Origin of the sequence: Mycobacterium saskatchewanense (genome assembly GCF_010729105.1) — a bacterium.
Classification (GTDB): domain Bacteria; phylum Actinomycetota; class Actinomycetes; order Mycobacteriales; family Mycobacteriaceae; genus Mycobacterium; species Mycobacterium saskatchewanense.
This window is the reverse complement of the sequence record NZ_AP022573.1, coordinates 4,444,753-4,463,486: the sequence shown is the minus strand read 5'-3', so window position 1 is coordinate 4,463,486 and position 18,734 is coordinate 4,444,753. Positions and strand designations below refer to the sequence as shown.

Here is an 18,734-nt window from a genome sequence, read left to right as displayed (position 1 = left end):
CCCCCCGACCAGCAACCGGCAGCCTAACAGCGCGGAGGCGCCAACGCGGTGAGGGGTTTAGCCGGTGTTGCGGTGGGTACTCGCTTGGACCTTTGCCTGACGGCCGCCCCGCGGCGCCGAAATAGCCTCTTACCAAAGAGTTAGAGCGGGCTAGCGGTCCCCTTATGTTTGCCGCTTAGCGTGGGTGTCGTTGACCTGGAGCCGCTGCGCGGGAGGATGCTCATGACCATCGCCATCACCACCTTCGACTGCGGCGGCGCCCGCATCCGGGCACACTGCCGTCACCTGGCGACCGTGGTGAGCATCTGGGGCGAGATCGACTCCGACAACGTCGAGCGGGTGGGCGAGTACCTCCGGCGCTTCATCCTCGGAAACAGCCCCGTGGTGCTGGACATGAGTGGTGTCACCGAATTCACCCTGGCCGGCGTCCCGCTGCTGTCGATGTTCGACGACGGCTGCAACGCCGCCGGTGTGGAGTGGACGCTGGTCCCGAGCGAGGCCGTCAGCGCCATGGTTGGCGACGTCTTCCCGGCCAACCACTCCGTGCACGAGGCGCTGCGCGACCTCGCCGACGCCATCGACAACCGCCGTCAGCTGGTATTGCCACTCATCAAGAAGTCGGCGTAGTGCCGTCCCGTGCTCGGCGCAACCTGGCCGCGCCGAGCACGCCGAGTACCCCAGCCGCGATCAGCAGCAGCATCGTCAACAACAGCGCCTGGGGATCGTAGACCAACGCCGTGGTGGAGGGCTGCCCATCCGCGATGGGCGCCACCCCTACCATGTGCCTGGCATTGACCCAGCTCACCAAGGCGCCAACGAGCGCCGCACACGCCAGGCCGAGTTCCACCAGCGCCCGGTATCGCCCGATCACAGTGCAGGCCCGTCGTTGTCGTCGGCGGCGTGATCGGCGTCCGAAACGTCCGCCGGCTCCACCCGCTCCTGCACCAACGGGGTCAGCGCCGCCCGGAGTTGACGATGACGGCGCGCCCACGCCTGCGCCGTGCGGCCCCCGGTGAGCCGCAGGCCGATGCCGATCCGGCCGCGCGGCACCCCGACCAATTCGCCCAGCGCCCGCGCCGACTGCCACTTCGCCAGTTCCTTACCGGATGCCTCGTGGTTTTCGGCCTCCGGGTAGACCCGGACGATCTCGCGGACCAGGATCGTCTCGGTGCCCTCGCGCAAAGCGTCCTCGGTCAGCTCGACCGAGACGTGGATTCGGGCCGCCTTGACCTGCAGCGCCACGAACGCCGACACCATCACCAGGAAGACGGCGGGCACCAACAGGCCGACCCCCGCGCCGCTCCACACCTCGATCAGAACCATGGACACCGCGGAGACCGGGCCCAGCAGCACCCAGTACCAGCTGGCGCCGGGCTCGTAGAACAGCGGCTTCGGCGTGGTCTGCCGCGCTGATGTCTGTGATCCCAATCCAGAGCCCTACCTCACGACAGCCAATCCGCCGCGTGCGCGGCCCAGTAGGTCAGCACGATATCGGCTCCGGCACGCCGGATGCTGGTCAACGACTCCAGCGCGGCCGCGCGCTCGTCGATCCACTTGTTGGCGGCGGCGGCGCAAATCATCGCGTACTCCCCCGAGACCTGGTACGCGGCCACCGGGACGGACGAGAGGCCGGCCGCGGCCGCGACCACGTCGAGGTATCCCAGCGCGGGCTTGACCATCAGGATGTCCGCGCCCTCCCCGAGGTCGAGCTCGATCTCGCGGAGCGCCTCGCGGGCGTTGCCCGGCTCCTGCTGATAGGTGCGCCGGTCTCCGGACAGGCTCGAGCTCACCGCCTCGCGGAACGGCCCGTAGAACGCCGACGCGAACTTGGCGGCGTAGGCCAGGATCGCCACATCGGCGAAGCCCGCGGCGTCGAGCCCGTCGCGGATGGCGCCCACCTGCCCGTCCATCATCCCGCTCGGCCCGACCACGCGAGCGCCCGATTCTGCTTGCGCCACAGCCAATTTGACGTACCGCGCCAGGGTCGCGTCGTTGTCGACGCGGCCCCGATCGTCGAGCACGCCGCAGTGCCCGTGGTCGGTGAATTCGTCCAGGCACGTGTCGGCCATCAACACGGTGGCGTCGCCGAGATCCTTCGCGAGGTCCCGCAGGGCGACGTTGAGGATGCCGTCCGGGTCGGTGCCCGGCGAGCCGGTCGGGTCCTTGTCCTCGTCGCGAGGGACGCCGAACAGCATCAGCCCGCCCACCCCGGCGGCGACGGCGTCGGCCGCGGCCGCGCGCAACGAGTCCCGGGTGTGCTGCACCACCCCCGGCATCGAGCCGATCGGCCGCGGTTCGTCGATGCCGTCGGCAACGAACATCGGCAGCACCAAATGCCTTGGCTCCAAAGACGTCTGAGCCACCAGCCGCCGTAGCGCGGGAGTGGAACGGAGCCTGCGCGGGCGCTGCCGAGGGTAACCGCCCACGTTCATCGCGCGGCGATCCACTGCTCGTTTCCCCGCCCGCGAACGTGCGCGCAATGCCGGCCCCGACGGCGTGTCGGTGTACCGACACGCACGCTCGCCGGCCAGGTGAAGGCCACTAGCGCCTGCGGCTCTTCTTACGCGGCGGCGGCAGCGCGCCCTCGGCCCGCAACCGCGCGGCGTGCTCGGCCAGGGCGTCGACCAGCGGACCGACCGCGGCGGTCTCCGGCTGGACGTCCACCCGCAACCCGAATTCGGCGGCGGTCTCGGCGGTCTTGGGGCCGATGCAGGCGATGATCGTCCGCGCATGCGGCTTGCCCGCGATGCCGACCAGGTTCCGCACGGTGGAGCTGGACGTGAAGCACACGGCGTCGAAGCCGCCGGTCTTGATCATCTCGCGGGTGGCCGCCGGCGGCGGCGCGGCGCGCACGGTCCGGTACGCGGTGACGTCCTCGATCTCCCAGCCACGCTCGCGCAGGCCCTCGGCCAGCGTCTCGGTGGCGATGTCGGCGCGCGGCAGCAGGACGCGGTTGACCGGATCGAAAATGCTGTCGTAGGGCGGGAAGTCGTCGAGCAGGCCCAGCGAGGACTGCTCCCCGGCCGGCACCAGCTCGGGGCTGATCCCGAAGGCGCGCACCCGGTCGGCCGTCTGCTCGCCGACGCAGGCGATCTTCACGCCGGAGAACGCGCGGGCGTCCAGGCCGAATTCGCCGAACTTCTCCCACACCGCGCGCACCGCGTTCGTGGATGTGAAGACCACCCACTGGAAACGTCCGTCGACCAGGCCCTTGACCGCCCGCTCCATCTGCGCGGGGCTGCGCGGCGGCTCCACGGCAATGGTGGGCACCTCGATGGGCAGGGCGCCGTAGGAGGTCAGACGCTCGCTCATCTCGCCGGCCTGGTCCTTGGTACGCGGCACCAGCACGGTCCAGCCGTAGAGCGCGCGGCTCTCCCACCAGTTCAGCTTCGCCCGGTTGGCTACGGTCTTGCCGATGGTGACCACCAGCGGGCCGTTCTGCGGGTCCCCGGCGGACAGCCCCGCCCCGGGGTCGTGCAGCACGCCGCTGACCACCGCCGGGTCGGCCAGGCCCTGCAGGGTGGTCTCGATGGACCGCTGCTGACAGGTGGTGCCCTGGGCGGTCACCACGCATGGGGTGGTCTCGGCCAGCTCGTGCTCGATCAGGGTCCGCGCCGCGTCGGCCAGGTGCGATGCCGTGGCCTGCAGGATCAGCGGGCCGGGAGCCGCGGCCAAAGCGTCCCAATCCACCTGAGGGTCGCGCACGTCGGCGACCGTGTGCGAGGAGCCCAGCGGCAGCCCCGCATAGGTGGGGACGGCGTCGGTGGCCGCCAGGCCCGGCACGATCTCGAGGTGCAGGTGGGTGCGCGCGACGGCGTTCACCTCGGTGATCACCGAGTCCACCGTCAGTGGGTCGCCGGCTACCAGCCGCACCACGTCCGCGCCGGCGCGGGCCTCCGCGGTCAGTGTCTTGGCGACCTCGGCGGGCTCACCCAGCGCGGGTCGGATGTCGGGGCCGCCGGTGATCACCGCCGGCGAGGCGGCTTCGGGGTCGGCACTCCCGTCGCCGTGCGTCACGGCCGGGTTGGCCGGAGCCGGGCCGGACACCGGCGGCAGGTCCCTGCCGATCATCGCGAGCACCGGTTCGGGCACGTCGGGGTCGGTGAAGACCAGGGCGGCATTGGCCAGTACCGTGGCGGCCCGCGTCGTCAGCAATCCCGGGTCGCCAGGACCGGAACCCACGTAGGTGATGCGGCCCGGTCTCGGCTTACGCCCTCGCGTCGTCATTGTCGCTCCCAAGTCGTTCTCAATCAGTTTCTCGCGCGGGTTCTTCTTGCCGCGCTGTCCGCATGAGCTCCCGGGCGCCGAGCTCGAACAACTCCGCGGCCACCGAGAGCCCAAGCTCTCGAGCCCGACCGGGAGTGCCGATGCCGGACGCGCGGATCACATCGGACCCGTCCAGCGCCGCCACGCAACCGCGCAGCGACAGCTCTTCGAAGACGCGGCCGTCCTCATCGATGGACTCGACCACTTCGGCGATCGCGCCCACCGGTGCGGAGCAGCCCGCCTCCAGTTCGGCCAGCAGGGCTCGCTCCGCGGTGACCGCCGCGCGCGCGTCGGCGTCGTCCAGCTCCGCCAGCACCGCCGCCAGCTCGTCGCCGGCGCGGCATTCGACGGCGAGGGCGCCCTGAGCAGGTGCTGGCAACATCTGCACCGGCTCTAGCGTCTCCGTGACGTCGCCGAGGCGGCCCAGCCGCGCCAAGCCGGCGCGGGCCACCACGATCGCGTCAAGATCACCACTGCTCACCCTGTTCAACCTGGTATCTAGGTTGCCTCGTAGGGGGCGAATTTCCAAACCGAGACCCAGTGCTCTAAGCTGCGCGGCCCGTCGCGGGGATGAGGTGCCCACCAGCGACCCGGTCGGCAACTCCCCGAGCACCAGTCCGTCGCGGGCCACCACCGCATCGCGGGGGTCGTTGCGCGGGGGTATCGCCGCGATGGTGAACCTCGGGTCGTCGGCGGTCGGCAAATCCTTGTGCGAGTGGACCGCGGCGTCGACGCGGCCGTCCTCGATGGCCTCGCGCAGCGCCGTGGTGAAGGCGCCGACGCCCAGGGTCTGGATGGGCGCCGACGACTGATCGCCCGCGGTGGAGATCGTCACCAGTTCCGCGGGGTGGCCCCGGGCGATGAGGGCATCCCGTACCGTGCCGGCCTGGGTGGTGGCCAACAGACTGCCCCGGGTGCCTATCCGGATCACGTTCGCCAATCGGCTACTCGCCCGAAGCCTGCGGGCCGCCGACCACGCCCGTGTCGAATCCACTTGGCACGATGGGCAATTCGCCCGCCGCGACGGCGGCCACGGAGTCGATGGCGGTCTGGTCGAGCTCGAAGAGCTCGCGCAGCGCCTCGGCGTAACTGTCGCCGCCGGGGGCGCTGGCGAGCTGCTTGATTCGCACCGTCGGCGCGTGCAGCAGCTTGTCCACCACCCGTCGCACGGTGCGGGCGACCTCCTCGCGCTCGGCGCTGGCAAGCCCGGGCAGCCGGTTGTCCAGCCGCAGCAGCTCCGCCTCGACCACATCGGCGGCGCGCTGGCGCAACGCCGTCACGGTCGGGGTGACCTCGGCCATCCGCTGGCCGGCGAGGTAGTTGGCCACCTCGGCCGCCACGATGAGCCGGGCGGCATCGACGTCGGCGGCCGCGGCGTGCGCGGACGGCTCGTGTTGGACGCGGTCCACATCGACGACCCAGACGCCGGGCAGCCCGGCCACCGCGGGATCGACGTCGCGTGGCATGCCCAGGTCGCAGAGCACCAGCGGGTGGGTCGCCTCGTCCCGCCGTGCGGCGGCCAGGGCGTGATGCACGTCGGCCAGCGAGACCACCGGGCTCACCGCTCCGGTGCAGCTGACCGCCACGTCGGCGTCCGCCAACGCGTCGGTCAGCCGGTCCAGTGCGAGCGCGTCGGCCCGCACACCCGCTTCGCGGATCTTGCGGGCCAGCCGCTGCGCCCGGGGCAGCGACCGGTTGAGCACCTGGACGCGGGTGATGCCGGCCCGGGTCAGGTGCGCCGCCGACAGCGCGCCCATGGCGCCGGCGCCGATCACCGCGGCGGTCCTGCCCTGCAGTCCGCCCAGCCGGCGTTCGGCCAGGCCCAGGGCGACCGACACCACCGAGGCGCCGGCGGCGTCGATGGCGGTTTCAGAGTGCACCCGCTTGCCCACCGAGAGGGCCCGCTGCGCCAGCTCGTGCAGCACCCGGCCCACGGTGCGGTTGGACTCGGCCGCGCCATAGGCGCGCCGGACCTGGCCCAGCACCTGTTGCTCGCCGACGACCGCCGAATCGAGACCGCTGGCGACCGTGAACAGGTGCTCGACGGCGGCCTCGCTGTAGCGGACGTACGCGTGCTTGGTCAGGTCCCCCATCGACATGCCGGAGTGCTCGGAGAGCACCTGGCCGATAGCCGCCAGCCCGCCGTGGAACGCGTCCACCACCGCATAGACCTCGACCCGGTTGCACGTCGACAGCACCATGGCCTCGGTCACCAGCGGCGACTGCAGCATCCGGTCGACGATCTTGCCCTGATCGGACTCGTCGATGCTCAGTTGTTCCAGGACGGAGACCGGCGCACTGCGGTGCGAAACCCCGAAGAGCAGGATGCTCACGGCAGCATCACCTGGCCAGCTCCCTTGCTTGCTCCAGTAATTAACTGCTGTCCACGGTAAACGTTTATGAGGTGGGCTACCAAATAATTGACCGACGTCACTCCCGGTCGCGGGCCCAGACCTCTGCGAGATCCGCGCGCAGCCTCGGCTCGTCGATCTCCCAGTAGCTGTGCTCGCGCCCGTCGAGCAGGATCACCGGCAGCCGGTCGCCGAACTCGGCCCGCAGCGCGGGGTTCCCCGCCGTCGCGGCGGCGTCGACGTCCGTGGTCGACAGGTCGAACCCGAGCTCGGCGGCCAATTCGGCCAGCCGGGCGTGCACGCGATCGCAGATGGTGCACCCGTCGCGGGTCAGCAGCTCAACGTGGGGTCGGCTCATGGGTGAATTGTGGCACCGGGCGGGATTCCTTAGCGTGCCGCTATGGGTGGTGATCAGGCGCTGCACGTCGATCCCGAGGTGATGCGCGGTTTCGTCGGCGCCGCCGGCGGTGCGGCCGAACACGTCCTGGCCCGGCTGGCGCAGCTCGACGATCAGGTGGGCCGGATGCTGGGCGGCTGGCGCGGGGCGTCGGGCGCCGCCTACGGGTCCGCGTGGGGACTGTGGCATCAGGGGGCCCGCGAGGTACAGGCCGGCCTCGCGACGTTGGCGCGGCTGGTGGGTGAGGCCGGCGACCTCTTCGACCAGAGCGAGGCGACGGCCGCACACGAGATGCGGGGCGTCTACCGTGGCTGATCCGTTTCACGTCGACCCCGAAGCGCTGGCCGACGCGGTAAAGCGGATGGCGGCGTTTCAGCGTCACGCGGAAGAGGTTCTCGCCGAAATTGATTCTCGGGTACAGCGTTTGCACGGCGCCTGGACGGGGGAAGCCGCGGCGGCGCACGCCGAGGCCCATCAGCACTGGGCGCGCGGCGAAGCGATGATGCGCGAGGCGCTGGCCAGGTTGCGGGCCGCGGGCGAGACCGCCCACCGCAACTACACCGGTGCGATGGCGCAGAACCTGTCCATGTGGTCGTAGGCCATGGCGCCGCGGGCAGTCGACCCCGCGGCCCTTCGACGGTGCCGCTGCCGGGGTGCACCGGGATGGCCGGCGACGATCCACCACCCGCCTCGTGCAGCAGTGCCAGAAGATCGCGGCCCAGCTGAACAGCTACGCCACCAAGGTCGACAAGGTGCACGGCCGCGATCCCGGACCTGCTGGCGCGCATCTGTGATCGGCTCACCGGCATCAAAGAGGTCTGGGAGTTCCTGACCGACGATGACGAACACGAGATCAAGAAGATCGCCGACGACATCCGCACCGTGGTCGACAATTTCGCTGCCGAGGTCGAGGCGCTGAGAGCCGAGATCGCGGCCACCCTCACCGAGGCCGTCACGATCGCCACCGACATGGGCCGCTACGCCGGCCGAGAGTGGGATCAGTTCCTGCACCGCACCGACGCCGGACGCGTCATCAATCAGGTCGGGTATTACGCCAAAGGCGCGTGGTCGGAGGCCGGCGAATTCGTCGAGGGGGTCTGGGACATCAGTTCGGTCCGGATAATGCTCGACGCGATCGGAGTACGATCCGAAAAATCGCTGATTCGATGCGAACCTTGCCGACTACGAATCCCCCGCAGACTGCTGGCCAACGACGAATGTGCTCCGCACAGCTTTGGTAGTAGCAACGAACTATCTTCTGACGCACCGCCGACTTGTGCCGCCGTTAGTTCGCGAGAAGTGAATCAATTCCGTGGCCCTGACCGGACCACGGTAGCCTCGACTTCCCGGCAATCGCTCGACATCCACCGTTGGCCACGATCGGCGCGTCGGGGTAAAGCCACCGGGCGACGGGGGGCCGTACGGATGACGGCTTCCCCACGGCGCCGCTGGCCGGCGCGCCTGGCGGGGTGATCTTGGCCGAGGCGTCAACGCCCCCACCGGATCTGCCCGATAGGGTTGGATACCGGTCACCCACGGGCAGGACAGCGATCTAGGAGGTTGGACGATGGCTTCCTCTGACCCGGACGGCGTGGACGACACCACCCGCGTCGACCTGGAGTCGCTGGCCGCCGACGCCAGCGCCGCGCGCGCGCTCGAGGACCTCAAGCGCGCGGATGCAACGGACCGCCCCCAGCCCCCCGTCGACCTGACCGCCGCCGCGTTCTTCGACGTGGACAACACCCTGGTGCAGGGCTCGTCGGCGGTGCATTTCGGTCGCGGCCTGGCGGCCCGCAACTACTTCACCTACCGCGACGTCCTCGGCTTCCTCTATGCCCAGGCCAAATTCCAGCTGCTCGGCAAGGAGAACAGCGACGACGTCGCGGCCGGCCGGCGCAAGGCGCTCGCCTTCATCGAGGGGCGGTCGGTCGACGAGCTGGTCAGCCTGGGCGAGGAGATCTACGACGAGATCATCGCCGACAAGATCTGGACCGGCACCCGGGCGCTCACCCAGATGCACCTCGACGCCGGCCAGCAGGTCTGGCTGATCACCGCCACCCCCTACGAGCTCGCGGCGACGATCGCGCGACGGCTGGGCCTGACCGGCGCGTTGGGCACCGTCGCCGAATCCGTCGACGGCGTGTTCACCGGCCGGCTGGTCGGCGACATCCTGCACGGCACCGGCAAGGCCCACGCCGTGCGGTCGCTGGCGATCCGGGAGGGCTTGAACCTCAAGCGCTGCACGGCCTACTCCGACAGCTATAACGACGTGCCCATGCTGTCGCTGGTCGGCACGGCGGTGGCGATCAACCCCGACGCCCGGCTGCGCGCGCTGGCCCGCGAGCGCGGCTGGGCGATCCGCGACTTCCGCACCGCCCGCAAGGCCGCCAGGATCGGGGTGCCGTCGGCGCTGGCCCTCGGCGCGGCGGGCGGCGCGCTGGCTGCACTGGCATCCCGGCGCCAATCGCGCTGATAAGCTCCGCCGCTAGACGTAATCGAGCGGAGAGCAAAGCGGCATGACAGTCCCGGAAGAAGCGCAAGGACTCATCGGCAGTAACTACCGAGGATCGGACTATTTCGAGGTAGGGCGTGAGAAGATCCGCGAGTTCGCGGCCGCGGTCCTCAGCGATCATCCGGCCCACTACAACGAGGCCGATGCCGCCGAACTCGGCTACCCGGCCCTGGTGGCGCCGCTGACCTTTGCGGCGATCGCGGGCCGGCGCGTGCAGCTGGAAATCTTCACCAAGTTCAAGATCCCGATCAACATCGCCCGGGTCTTCCACCGCGACCAGAAGTTGAAATTCCACCGGCCGATCCTGGCCCACGATAGGCTCTTCTTCGACACCTATTTAGACTCCGTGATCGAGTCACACGGCACTGTCCTCGCTGAGATCCGCAGCGAGATCACCGACGCCGAGGGCAAGCCGGTTGTCACGGGTGTCGTCACGATGCTGGGGGAAGCCGCGCATCAAGAGGCGAGCACCGAAGACACCGTCGCCGCAATTGCATCGATATCAGCTGGAAAGTAGGGTCAGGTTAATGACGTCACAGGGTGAAACGGGTGGCACCCAGCTCAAGCCGCCGGTTGAAGCAGTCCGATCCCACTACGACAAGTCCAACGAGTTCTTCAAACTCTGGCTCGACCCGTCGATGACGTACAGCTGCGCTTACTTCGAAGAGCGTCCCAACATGACGCTGGAAGAGGCGCAGTACGCGAAGCGGAAGCTCGCGCTGGACAAGCTGAACCTCGAGCCGGGCATGACGCTGCTCGACATCGGCTGCGGCTGGGGCGCCACCATGCGGCACGCCGTGCAGGAGTACGACGTCAACGTGATCGGCCTGACGCTGAGCGAGAACCAGTACGCCCACGACGTGGAGAAGTTCAAGGAGATCGACAGCCCGCGCCGCAAAGAGGTGCGAATCCAGGGCTGGGAGGAGTTCGACGAGCCGATCGACCGGATCGTGTCCCTCGGCGCGTTCGAGCACTTCGCCGACGGCGCGGGCGACGCCGGGTTCGAGCGGTACGCGACCTTCTTCAAGAAGTTCTACGACCTGACGCCCGAAGACGGCCGGATGCTGCTGCACACCATCACCATCCCCGAGCCCGAAGAGGCCAAGGAGTGGGGCCTGACCTCGCCGATGAGCCTGCTGCGGTTCATCAAGTTCATCCTCACGGAGATCTTCCCGGGCGGCCGACTGCCCCGGATCTCGCAGGTCGATCACTACTCCTCGCAGGCCGGCTGGAAGGTCGAGCGCTACCACAAGATCGGCCACAACTATGTGCCGACCCTGAACGCCTGGGCGGACGCGCTCGAGGCGAACAAGGAGAAGGCGATCGAGCTGAAGGGCCAGGAGACCTACGACATCTACATGCACTACCTGCGTGGCTGCTCGGACCTGTTCCGCGACAGGTACACGGGCGTCTGCCAGTTCACGCTGGTCAAGTAGCTCGGCCGAAAAACGCCCCGGCGCCCACAACGGGCGCCGGGGCGTTTGCCGTTTCGCGGGTGCCGTTTCGCGAGCGTAACGCCACGGCGAAAATGTCCGCCGAAAACCGCCGTGGCGTTACGCTCGCGGCGGCGCGGCCGGAAACGAAAGAGGATACGAACAGATTCAGCCGAAAAAGATGTTGCGCCGGCCCGCGAGCAACCGGTACAGCGTCTGCTGGATGGTCTCGCGCACCTGATCGGTCAGCTCGAATGTCACCATCGGGTCCTCGGCGTCGGACGCGGCGTAGTCGTTCGTGTGGATCGGCTCCCCGAACGCGATGCGCCACTTCGACGGCAACGGCACCAAGCCGGCGGGCCCGGCCAGCGGGAACAGCGGCGTGACCGGGAAGTAGGGCAGGCCGAACAGCCTCGCCAGCAGCTTCACGTCGGTCAGCATCGGGTAGATCTCTTCCGAGCCGACGATCGAGCACGGGATGATCGGCGCCTTGGTGCGCAGGGCCGCCGTCACGAAGCCGCCCCTGCCGAACCGCTGCAACCGATAACGGTCCTCGAAACGCTTGCCCAGCCCCTTGTAGCCCTCCGGGAACACCGCGGTGAGCTCGCCGGCGGCGAGCAGCCGGTGCGCGTCCGTCGTGCAGGCCATGGTGTGGCCGGCCTTCCGGGCCGCCTCCCCGACCACGGGCAGGTCGAACACCATGTCGGCGGCCAGCAGCCGCAGGTCCCGATGCGCCGGGTGCTCGTCGTGCACCGCCACCGACAGCATCAGCCCGTCGAACGGCAGGACGCCGGCGTGGTTGGCCACCAGCAACGCGGCGCCGTCGCTGGGCAGGTTCTCGATGCCGCTCACCTCGACCCGGAACCAGGACCGGAAGAAGAACCGCAATAACGGGCGGACGATCGCGCTGTTGAAGTGCGGGTCGAAGCCGAACTGGTCGACCGTGTAATCACCCGTGAGCCGCTGGCGCAAGAATCCCGCCACCGCGGCGACGCGCTGAGCGAGTTCGTTGAGCGGCGCCTCGGCGGTCCCGGCCGCACCCGCGGCGCGGCGGTGCTCATCGATCTCGCGGACGACGGCGGCGATCTGGTCGGCCGACGCCCGCTCCCGCGGATCAGTCAGCAACGAGGGGTGTTGACGGGACAAATCGGCCCGCTGATCGGCTCTGCGACGCGCCGCTACCCGACCCCGATTCGTATGCAGTGGAATGACATTGGCTTTGTTCTCGGCCGCCACGATATCTACCTGACCCCACCCCATGGAATTGGATTTCGGCTACCCCAACGCTGTGCCAGGGCTATGGCGCGATCTTCCCAGGAGCGTACCCGATCAGGGTCGATAATGGGAGTGAGGCCGCGACCACGCACGTAGTCGTCGAACGCCTCCGCCGTCGTCCATTTCGGCTGATAGCCGAGCTCCGCGCGCATCCGGCTGGTGTCCATGACGCGGCCGTAACTCAAGTAATCGAACTGATCGCGGCTGATCTCGTTGTACCGGTTGGCCCGCCTCAGCGAATCGAGCGCCCAGACGCCGAAACCGGGCACGGGCAACGGGATCCGGCCGGCGCGCCGGATCGCCTGGGACAGCATGATGATTCCGTCGGCGCCGATGTTGAACGTCCCGGCCTTGCCCGCCATCGCCGCACGCTCCAGCGCGCCGAGTGCATCCTGTTCGTGCAGCAGCTGTAGTCGGGCGTCGCGGCCGAACATCGTGGGCACCAACGGTCCTGCGAGATATCGCGACAGCGTGGTGTCCATCGCGGGCCCGATCATGTTGGCCAGCCGGAGAATTGTCACCGCGATGTCGGGGCGGCGGCGGCCGAGGCCACGCGCGTAGCCCTCGATGTCGAGGCTGTCCTTGGCGAAGCCGCCGCGGAACGGTTTTCGGCTGGAGCTGTCCTCGGTGAACACCACCGGGTCGCGCGGGCTCGATCCGTAGACCTCGGACGTCGACTTGAGCACGACGCGGCGCACCGACGGCGCCTTCTGGCAGGCCGCGAAGAGTTGCATCGCGCCCATCACGTTGATTTCCTTCAGCGCGGCGGTGCCGCCGGACCGCGGCGCGTACGACGCCGCCGCGGCATGCACCACCGTGTCCACCTCGCCGTTGCGAATCACCTTGGCGATGAAGGGATTTCGAATGTCGGCGCGCACGAACTCGGCGCGACCCATCCGGCGCAGCATGTCCTTGCTGGGGGCGATCGCATCCACCGCGATCACCGTTTTGATCAAGGGGTTCTGCGCCAGCCGAGCGGTCAGGTAGCCACCCAGGAACCGGCACGCACCGGTAACCAGGACGACCTTGGGGTAATGCACGGCGTCGCTCGCCGAGCCACCCCCGGCGCCGGGGCCTTCCCCGCTCGACGAATCCATCCAAACAGCCTAATGGCGAACCGCGGCAGCGGTTTTTACGGCAGCGTCAAGGTCGGTACGGGCGGGGGCTTACTTGCCGAGTTTTCTGCGCTGCACCCTGGTGCGGCGCAGCAGCTTGCGGTGCTTCTTCTTCGACATACGCTTGCGCCGCTTCTTGATGACTGAACCCATTGACTCCGCTGACTCCGCTATCTGACCAGTGACTGCTTGGCAGGACCTGAAAAGGACTATGGAAAGGACCCCGCCACTTTACCCGGGCGGCCGCACCGAACACCAAATGGCGCCCGGTCGGCCACCGGGTCATAGCGCCGGCACCGGCCGGGCTGCGATCAGCCCGCGTCGAAGTACGAGGTCTCCAGCATGTCGTGAACGGCCTTGGCATGCACCCGGAAGGACCGCCCGACCCGGACCGCGGGCAGCTCGCCGTTGTGCACCAGGCGGTACACCGTCATCTTGGACACTCTCATCAGGGCCGCCACCTCGGCGACGGTGAGAAATTGCGTCCGGGCCTGCTGGCCATCTCCGGCGCCGGTATCCCGTGCCTTACCTGCAGAATCTCGCGCTGATGGCCCGTTCGTAGACGTCATCGCAACCCAATCGTGTCAGGCACACGCAACCCCAGCGGCTTCCCCTCCGCTGGCACCCACGCGTGCATACAAAGAGGAGAATAGCGGGACTAATGGGGTTACTGGTACTGGTGGGGGACAATCAGTCCGAAAATCTTTAATTATTCCGATGTAATTCTTAGCTGCTCAGAGCGCATTTTCGCGGCCTGAACGGCAGCGTCGACGGCCACCCGGAGCCCGCCTCGTTCGAGTTCGCGCAGCCCAGCGGCGGTGGTCCCACCGGGTGACGTGACCGTGGCCCGCAGCTGCACCGCGGTGGCGTCGGGCAACATTCCCGGCGCCTGCTCGGCGGCGGCCTCGGAGTCCGAGTCGAGCCGTTCCAGCAGCATGGCGGCCGCCCCGGCCATCGTCTGCGCCGTCAGGTCCGTGGCCACCTGCCGGGTCAGTCCCGCAGCGACCCCGGCGTCGACCAGCGCCTCGACCATCAGCAGGAAATAGGCGGGTCCCGAGCCGGAGAGCGCGGTCACGGCGTCCATCTGGGACTCGGGGACGACCAGCACGCCACCCACGGAGTCGAAGAGCGCCGAGACCTCCTCGAGCTGTGCGGGGGTGACGAACCGGCCCTTGGCCAGGGCGGTGACCCCGGCGCCGACGAGCGCCGCCGCGTTGGGCATCGCCCGCACCACGGGCGCCCCGGCCGGCAGCTTGGACTCGAAGTACGAGGTCGTGACGCCCGCCGCCACCGTCACGAAAACCTGCTCCGCGGTGTCGCTCTCGGCCGCGGCGGCCACCCGGGACACCTCCCCCATCACCTGCTCGACATCGGCCGGTTTGACGGCGACGACGACGAAGGTCGCGTTGTCCACCGCGTCCGCGACCGGGGCGACCAACACCGAATAGGTGTCCGCCAGATACTTGGCGCGCTCGGGCACCCGCTCGGCCACGACCAGATCCTTGACCTGCCGGCCCGCGCGCAGCAGCCCCGACAGCAGTGCCTCCCCGATGCTGCCGCCACCGATGATCGCGATTCTTGCCATGCCGGACAGCATCGCAGACGACGACGGTCAGCGAGCCGCAGGGACTAGGGCCAGTTGACGCGCCTGCACGACGAGCCGACCCAGGCTGTCGACCACGATGTGGTCTTCGTCGAACCAGTCGTGGCCGATCTCCATGCAGGTGGCGAGGATCCGCAGCCAGCCGTCGGCCGGAACGGCACGCAGATAGGCGGTGAGCTGGACGGTGGGCGCCCAGCCGGTGCGGTCGACGGCGAAGGTCACCGGCGCCGACAGGTCGCCGCACATCAGCGCGAACAGCGGGTCCGGGGCCACGCCGCGGGGGCGTGCCCACATCTGGATCATCGGCGGGCGGCCGTCCGCGCTGGGCTGCATCGTCGACAGCAGCGGCCGCACGTCGCAGCCCTCCCCCAGGTGGACCAGGCCCGACAGCGGATGGCCGGGCCCGATCGGCTCGATGTCGTCGGGCGGTTCCGGCGCCATCAGGTCCACCACCGGGTTCGCCGACAGCAGGGGCCTGGCGCCCTCTCCGGAGTCGTCGGGCGGGAAATGCTCGGGCTCCCCCAGGTTCACCACGGCGTGCACCGCGGTGCGCCCGCCCTGGGTGAGCTCGACGTCGGCCACGCTGATGCGGCGCCCGCGTTTGCGGATCGACGTCACCACCCGCATCGGTCCGGGATCCGGCGCCCACAGGAAGTTCGCCGACAGGGCGACGGGTTCTACTCCGAGGGCCTGCCCGTCACCCGCGGCGCGGGCGGCGTTGGCACACAGCGCCAGCATGGCGCCGCCGTGAACCTTGGGCCCGATGGTCCAGTGCTCGTTCAGTTCCGCCTCGAACACGCCCGGCTCGGCCTCCCGCAATGCCATCGCGGTGGTGAATAACGCGTTCATGGTCTCCCGGTGGTGTCACCGCAGCAGGTGCGTGCGGGCGAACTGCAACGATTCGGTGAGCATGCTTTCACGCTCACTGGCCGACCGCGCGCTGGAGGTGGACACCTCGAGGATGACGTGCCCGGCGAACTGGCCGGCCGCCAGCAGCTGGCACACCTCGGCGGTCGGCTGGGTGCCGCGCCCCGGGATCAGGTGCTCGTCGGCGGGCAGGCCGCTCCCATCACACAGGTGCAGGTGGACCAGCCCGTCGCCCATCCGGCGGGCCATGTCCAGCGAGTCGCTGCCGGCCGTCGCGGTGTGTGACAGGTCCAGCGTGTAGTGCGCGTGGTTGCCGTCCAGCGGGTCGTAGGACGGCGCGAACGCGGAGATGGCCGGCCCGGGGCCGCCGCCGCGCCGGCGCATCCGTTCGCGCGACTGACCGGGAAAGAACCGGTCCGCGCGGAACGGGAACATGTTCTCCACCGCCACCAGCACCTCGCTCGATGCTTCGAGGTCTCGGACCTGTTCGCTGAACCCCTCCGCGTAGCGGCGCTGCCAGCGAAACGGAGGATGCACGACGACGGTCTGCGCGCCCAACTGTTCGGCGGCCCGCACGCTGCGCTCCAGCTTCGGAATCGGGTTGGCGCCCCACACCCGCTGCGAGATCAGCAGGCAGGGCGCGTGCACGGACAGCACCGGCACCCGGTAGCGCCGGGACAGCTTCTGCACGGCGTCGATGTCCTGGCTGACCGACTCGCTCCACACCATCAGCTCGACCCCGTCGTAGCCGAGCCGGGCCGCGTACTCGAACGCGGCCTCGGCCCGCAGGGGATACACCGAGGCCGTCGACAGTCCGACTTTGATCGCGGGGCGCAACGGTCTGGGAGGGTCGCCTAGCCCGACTGCAACGAGAGCGCCAGCGGGCCCAGGGTGATCAGCGCCCCCACCGCAACCGCGATCAGTGTGCTGGCGATGTCCTCGGTCTTGCGCACCACCCGGACCCCGACCACCAGGCCGAGGATCACCAGCACCGACAGCACCAGCGCGACGATGCTGTTCCAGCGCCACAGCTGGTCGAAGGCCACGAACAACCCGGCCCCGAACACGACGGCCAGCACCGACTGGAACACCACCACGCTGCCGCGCCACAGCGCCTCCAGCCGGCCCCCGACGCCCAGGGCGCGGTCATGGTCACCGTCGACGTCACGGCCCTCCTCGGCCGCCTCGTCGGTCACCGACCGCGCGCCGCCCCGCCGGGCCACCTCGTCCGCCAGGGTCTGGCCGCCGAACAGCGTGGAGTCCGAGTCGCGCAGATAGGAGCGCACGTACGCCGAATCGTCGTCGGTGCCGGGTTCCGCCTCGCGGATCTCGGCGTCCATGATGTCCACCGGGATGTCCGCGTAGTGGTCCACCGGGTCCGGGCTCATGTCCTCAGCGCCGGCCGGGCCGCCCTGCTCGGCGGGCACGGCATCGGCGCGGCGCGGGGGACGCGGGTACTCGCTGCGCTCGGGCCCGGAGGCGCGGTCGGGCTGCGGCGCCGACTTGGGCCAGCGGGGCTCGGGTTCCGACCAGTAGGCGGGCTTCGGGCGGTCCCTGGTGTCGAGAGTCTCGGGAGCGGGCGCGGGGGGTGGGGCCACCTCGGGAGCCGGCTCGGCGACCTGGACCGTCGCGGGGGACTCGATGTCGTCGTGTTGGTCGTCGCGAACGACCGGGATTTCGCCGGTGAGCTCGGCGACCGTGACCGCGTCGCTGTCGCCGCGGCGACGGCGGCGCCGCCGGGTGACCGCCGGGGCGCCGATGGTGCCGTTCCTGGCCAGCAACTCGGCCACCGAGATGGGCCGAGTGCTCGGGCTCTCGGTCTCGGAGTGTGGTCCGGTCATTTGTCGCCTTTCGATCGGTTCCCATCCCGATCCACTGCCTGTCCTCCAGCATCCCGCACAGAGGTTTCCATGAGGGCGGTTCCGTCGGCTTCGCTGTCGAGTTTGCGCAAGATGAGACCTTCCCGTAATGCCCACGGGCAGATGTCCACCATCTCGATCGACAGGGCTCGCATGCTCGCCTCGGCCACCAGGGCGCCCGCCACGATCTGGGGGGCCCGCTCGGCGCTCACTCCCTCCAGTTCCGCGCGGTCAGCGGTGGTCATCCTAGAGATGAAAGATATGAGTTGCCTGAGGCCGTTTGCCGTCAGCGTCCGCTTCACCCTTGGCCCGGCCGCGGACGGCGCCGCCCCGGTGAGCCGCGCCAGCGAGCGGAAGGTCTTCGACGTCGCGACCGCCAGGTCGGGCTGCCCGGCGTCGAGCACCTGCTCGCTGGCCTCGGCCAGCTCGGCATCCAGCCAGTCCCGCAGCATCGCCACCCGGCGCCGGCCCGGCGGGTCGTCGGGCAGCCATTCGCGGGTCAGCCGCCCGGCGCCCAGCGGCAGCGACAGCGCCACCTCGGGGTCCTCGTCGACGCCGCTGGACATCTCCAGGGAGCCACCACCGATGTCGAGATTGATGATGCGGCCCGCGCTCCAGCCGTACCAGCGGCGCACCGCCAGGAAGGTCAGCCGCGACTCGTCGACCCCGCTCAGCGCCTTAAGCTCGACACCGGTCTCCTTTCGGACGCGGCCCAGCACGTCGTCGGAGTTCACGGCGTCGCGCAGCGCGGAGGTCGCGAAGGCCATGAGCTCGGCGCAACCGGAGCTGTCCGCGATCTTGGCGAACTCGTCGATCGTGGAAATCAGCTTCTCGGCGCCGCGCTTGGTGATCTTTCCCGAGCTGTCGATCGACTCGGCCAGCCGCAGCGTGGCCTTCGTCGAACTCATAGGCGTGGGATGCCCGCCACGGTGCGCATCAACCACCAGGAGATGAACCGTGTTGCTGCCCACGTCGAGCACGCCCAATCGCACGGTAATCAAACTAGCTGGACGCCGGGATCGGCGTATCGCTGCCCGGCGCGGTTAGGCCGGGTGT

At 69.4% G+C, this 18,734-nt stretch carries 23 protein-coding genes and 1 pseudogene; 8 read left to right on the top strand and 16 right to left on the bottom strand.

Annotated features, from left to right (window positions below; genetic code table 11):
• Window positions 1-222: 222 nt before the first annotated feature.
• Window positions 223-627, top strand: coding sequence for an STAS domain-containing protein (locus G6N56_RS21030; protein WP_085258797.1), 405 nt, complete (start codon window positions 223-225; stop codon window positions 625-627).
• On the opposite strand, the gene G6N56_RS21025 is transcribed toward G6N56_RS21030, so the two are convergent.
• From G6N56_RS21025 to G6N56_RS20995, 7 genes and pseudogenes are all read right to left on the bottom strand, one after another.
• Window positions 611-871, bottom strand: coding sequence for a hypothetical protein (locus tag G6N56_RS21025; protein ID WP_085258685.1), 261 nt, complete (start codon window positions 869-871; stop codon window positions 611-613). The genes G6N56_RS21030 and G6N56_RS21025 overlap by 17 nt on opposite strands.
• A complete protein-coding gene (locus tag G6N56_RS21020) occupies window positions 868-1,386 on the bottom strand; it encodes a transport-regulating membrane protein Mce1N (RefSeq protein ID WP_085258796.1) in 519 nt (172 codons plus the stop codon). The genes G6N56_RS21025 and G6N56_RS21020 overlap by 4 nt, the downstream gene beginning before the upstream one ends.
• A 56-nt stretch (window positions 1,387-1,442) precedes the next feature.
• Window positions 1,443-2,432, bottom strand: coding sequence for a porphobilinogen synthase (hemB, locus tag G6N56_RS21015; protein ID WP_085258686.1), 990 nt, complete (start codon window positions 2,430-2,432; stop codon window positions 1,443-1,445).
• 109 nt (window positions 2,433-2,541) lie between these two features.
• Complete coding sequence (locus tag G6N56_RS21010; protein WP_085258687.1) at window positions 2,542-4,227, bottom strand: bifunctional uroporphyrinogen-III C-methyltransferase/uroporphyrinogen-III synthase; 1,686 nt, start codon at window positions 4,225-4,227, stop codon at window positions 2,542-2,544.
• A gap of 19 nt (window positions 4,228-4,246) precedes the next feature.
• Window positions 4,247-5,197: a hydroxymethylbilane synthase gene (gene hemC / locus G6N56_RS21005; RefSeq protein WP_085258798.1), complete on the bottom strand. Its 951-nt coding sequence runs from the start codon at window positions 5,195-5,197 to the stop codon at window positions 4,247-4,249.
• Between the two features lie 13 nt (window positions 5,198-5,210).
• A complete protein-coding gene (locus G6N56_RS21000) occupies window positions 5,211-6,599 on the bottom strand; it encodes a glutamyl-tRNA reductase (protein ID WP_085258688.1) in 1,389 nt (462 codons plus the stop codon).
• 54 nt (window positions 6,600-6,653) lie between these two features.
• Window positions 6,654-6,975, bottom strand: a pseudogene (locus G6N56_RS20995) (glutaredoxin family protein); the annotation flags it as partial.
• A gap of 42 nt (window positions 6,976-7,017) precedes the next feature.
• On the opposite strand from G6N56_RS20995, the gene G6N56_RS20990 reads away from it, so the two are divergent.
• The 7 genes from G6N56_RS20990 to cmaA2 all read left to right on the top strand — a co-directional run bounded on the left by G6N56_RS20990 (window position 7,018) and on the right by cmaA2 (window position 10,962).
• Window positions 7,018-7,329 carry a WXG100 family type VII secretion target gene (locus G6N56_RS20990; protein WP_085258690.1) on the top strand — a complete coding sequence of 104 codons (312 nt, stop codon included), beginning with the start codon at window positions 7,018-7,020 and terminating at the stop codon, window positions 7,327-7,329.
• Entirely contained in the window at window positions 7,322-7,612 is a 291-nt protein-coding gene (locus G6N56_RS20985) for a WXG100 family type VII secretion target (RefSeq protein ID WP_085258691.1), read from the top strand. Before G6N56_RS20990 ends, G6N56_RS20985 begins: the two co-directional genes overlap by 8 nt.
• A gap of 55 nt (window positions 7,613-7,667) precedes the next feature.
• Complete coding sequence (locus tag G6N56_RS20980; RefSeq protein ID WP_158090775.1) at window positions 7,668-7,808, top strand: hypothetical protein; 141 nt, start codon at window positions 7,668-7,670, stop codon at window positions 7,806-7,808.
• Between the two features lie 88 nt (window positions 7,809-7,896).
• Window positions 7,897-8,487, top strand: a complete 591-nt coding sequence (locus G6N56_RS20975) for a hypothetical protein (protein ID WP_085258692.1) — start codon at window positions 7,897-7,899, stop codon at window positions 8,485-8,487.
• 94 nt (window positions 8,488-8,581) lie between these two features.
• The gene (locus G6N56_RS20970) at window positions 8,582-9,487 is read left to right on the top strand and encodes an HAD family hydrolase (RefSeq protein ID WP_085258693.1); all 906 of its coding nucleotides are present in this window, start codon (window positions 8,582-8,584) and stop codon (window positions 9,485-9,487) included.
• 43 nt (window positions 9,488-9,530) lie between these two features.
• The gene (locus G6N56_RS20965) at window positions 9,531-10,043 is read left to right on the top strand and encodes an FAS1-like dehydratase domain-containing protein (protein ID WP_085258694.1); all 513 of its coding nucleotides are present in this window, start codon (window positions 9,531-9,533) and stop codon (window positions 10,041-10,043) included.
• Between the two features lie 10 nt (window positions 10,044-10,053).
• Window positions 10,054-10,962 (top strand): cyclopropane mycolic acid synthase CmaA2, encoded by a 909-nt coding sequence (cmaA2, locus tag G6N56_RS20960; RefSeq protein ID WP_085258695.1) that lies wholly within the window; start codon window positions 10,054-10,056, stop codon window positions 10,960-10,962.
• 165 nt (window positions 10,963-11,127) lie between these two features.
• On the opposite strand, the gene G6N56_RS20955 is transcribed toward cmaA2, so the two are convergent.
• The 9 genes from G6N56_RS20955 to G6N56_RS20915 all read right to left on the bottom strand — a co-directional run bounded on the left by G6N56_RS20955 (window position 11,128) and on the right by G6N56_RS20915 (window position 18,670).
• A complete protein-coding gene (locus G6N56_RS20955; RefSeq protein WP_142280871.1) occupies window positions 11,128-12,219 on the bottom strand; it encodes a lysophospholipid acyltransferase family protein in 1,092 nt (363 codons plus the stop codon).
• A complete protein-coding gene (locus G6N56_RS20950) occupies window positions 12,201-13,331 on the bottom strand; it encodes an SDR family oxidoreductase (RefSeq protein ID WP_085258696.1) in 1,131 nt (376 codons plus the stop codon). Before G6N56_RS20950 ends, G6N56_RS20955 begins: the two co-directional genes overlap by 19 nt.
• Window positions 13,332-13,400: 69 nt before the next feature.
• Window positions 13,401-13,502 carry a 30S ribosomal protein bS22 gene (locus G6N56_RS20945; RefSeq protein WP_003402602.1) on the bottom strand — a complete coding sequence of 34 codons (102 nt, stop codon included), beginning with the start codon at window positions 13,500-13,502 and terminating at the stop codon, window positions 13,401-13,403.
• A 158-nt stretch (window positions 13,503-13,660) separates the two neighbouring features.
• The gene (locus G6N56_RS20940) at window positions 13,661-13,918 is read right to left on the bottom strand and encodes a cell division/environmental response transcriptional regulator (protein ID WP_085258697.1); all 258 of its coding nucleotides are present in this window, start codon (window positions 13,916-13,918) and stop codon (window positions 13,661-13,663) included.
• A gap of 140 nt (window positions 13,919-14,058) precedes the next feature.
• A complete protein-coding gene (gene proC / locus G6N56_RS20935) occupies window positions 14,059-14,934 on the bottom strand; it encodes a pyrroline-5-carboxylate reductase (RefSeq protein WP_180150381.1) in 876 nt (291 codons plus the stop codon).
• 27 nt (window positions 14,935-14,961) lie between these two features.
• On the bottom strand, window positions 14,962-15,801 hold the full coding sequence (locus tag G6N56_RS20930) for a thioesterase family protein (RefSeq protein WP_085258699.1): 840 nt from the start codon (window positions 15,799-15,801) through the stop codon (window positions 14,962-14,964).
• Between the two features lie 15 nt (window positions 15,802-15,816).
• Entirely contained in the window at window positions 15,817-16,656 is an 840-nt protein-coding gene (locus G6N56_RS20925) for a sugar phosphate isomerase/epimerase family protein (RefSeq protein WP_085258700.1), read from the bottom strand.
• 17 nt (window positions 16,657-16,673) lie between these two features.
• Window positions 16,674-17,660, bottom strand: coding sequence for an Rv0497 family membrane protein (locus G6N56_RS20920; RefSeq protein WP_085258701.1), 987 nt, complete (start codon window positions 17,658-17,660; stop codon window positions 16,674-16,676).
• Entirely contained in the window at window positions 17,657-18,670 is a 1,014-nt protein-coding gene (locus G6N56_RS20915) for a Ppx/GppA family phosphatase (RefSeq protein ID WP_085258702.1), read from the bottom strand. The genes G6N56_RS20920 and G6N56_RS20915 overlap by 4 nt, the downstream gene beginning before the upstream one ends.
• Window positions 18,671-18,734: the final 64 nt, after the last annotated feature.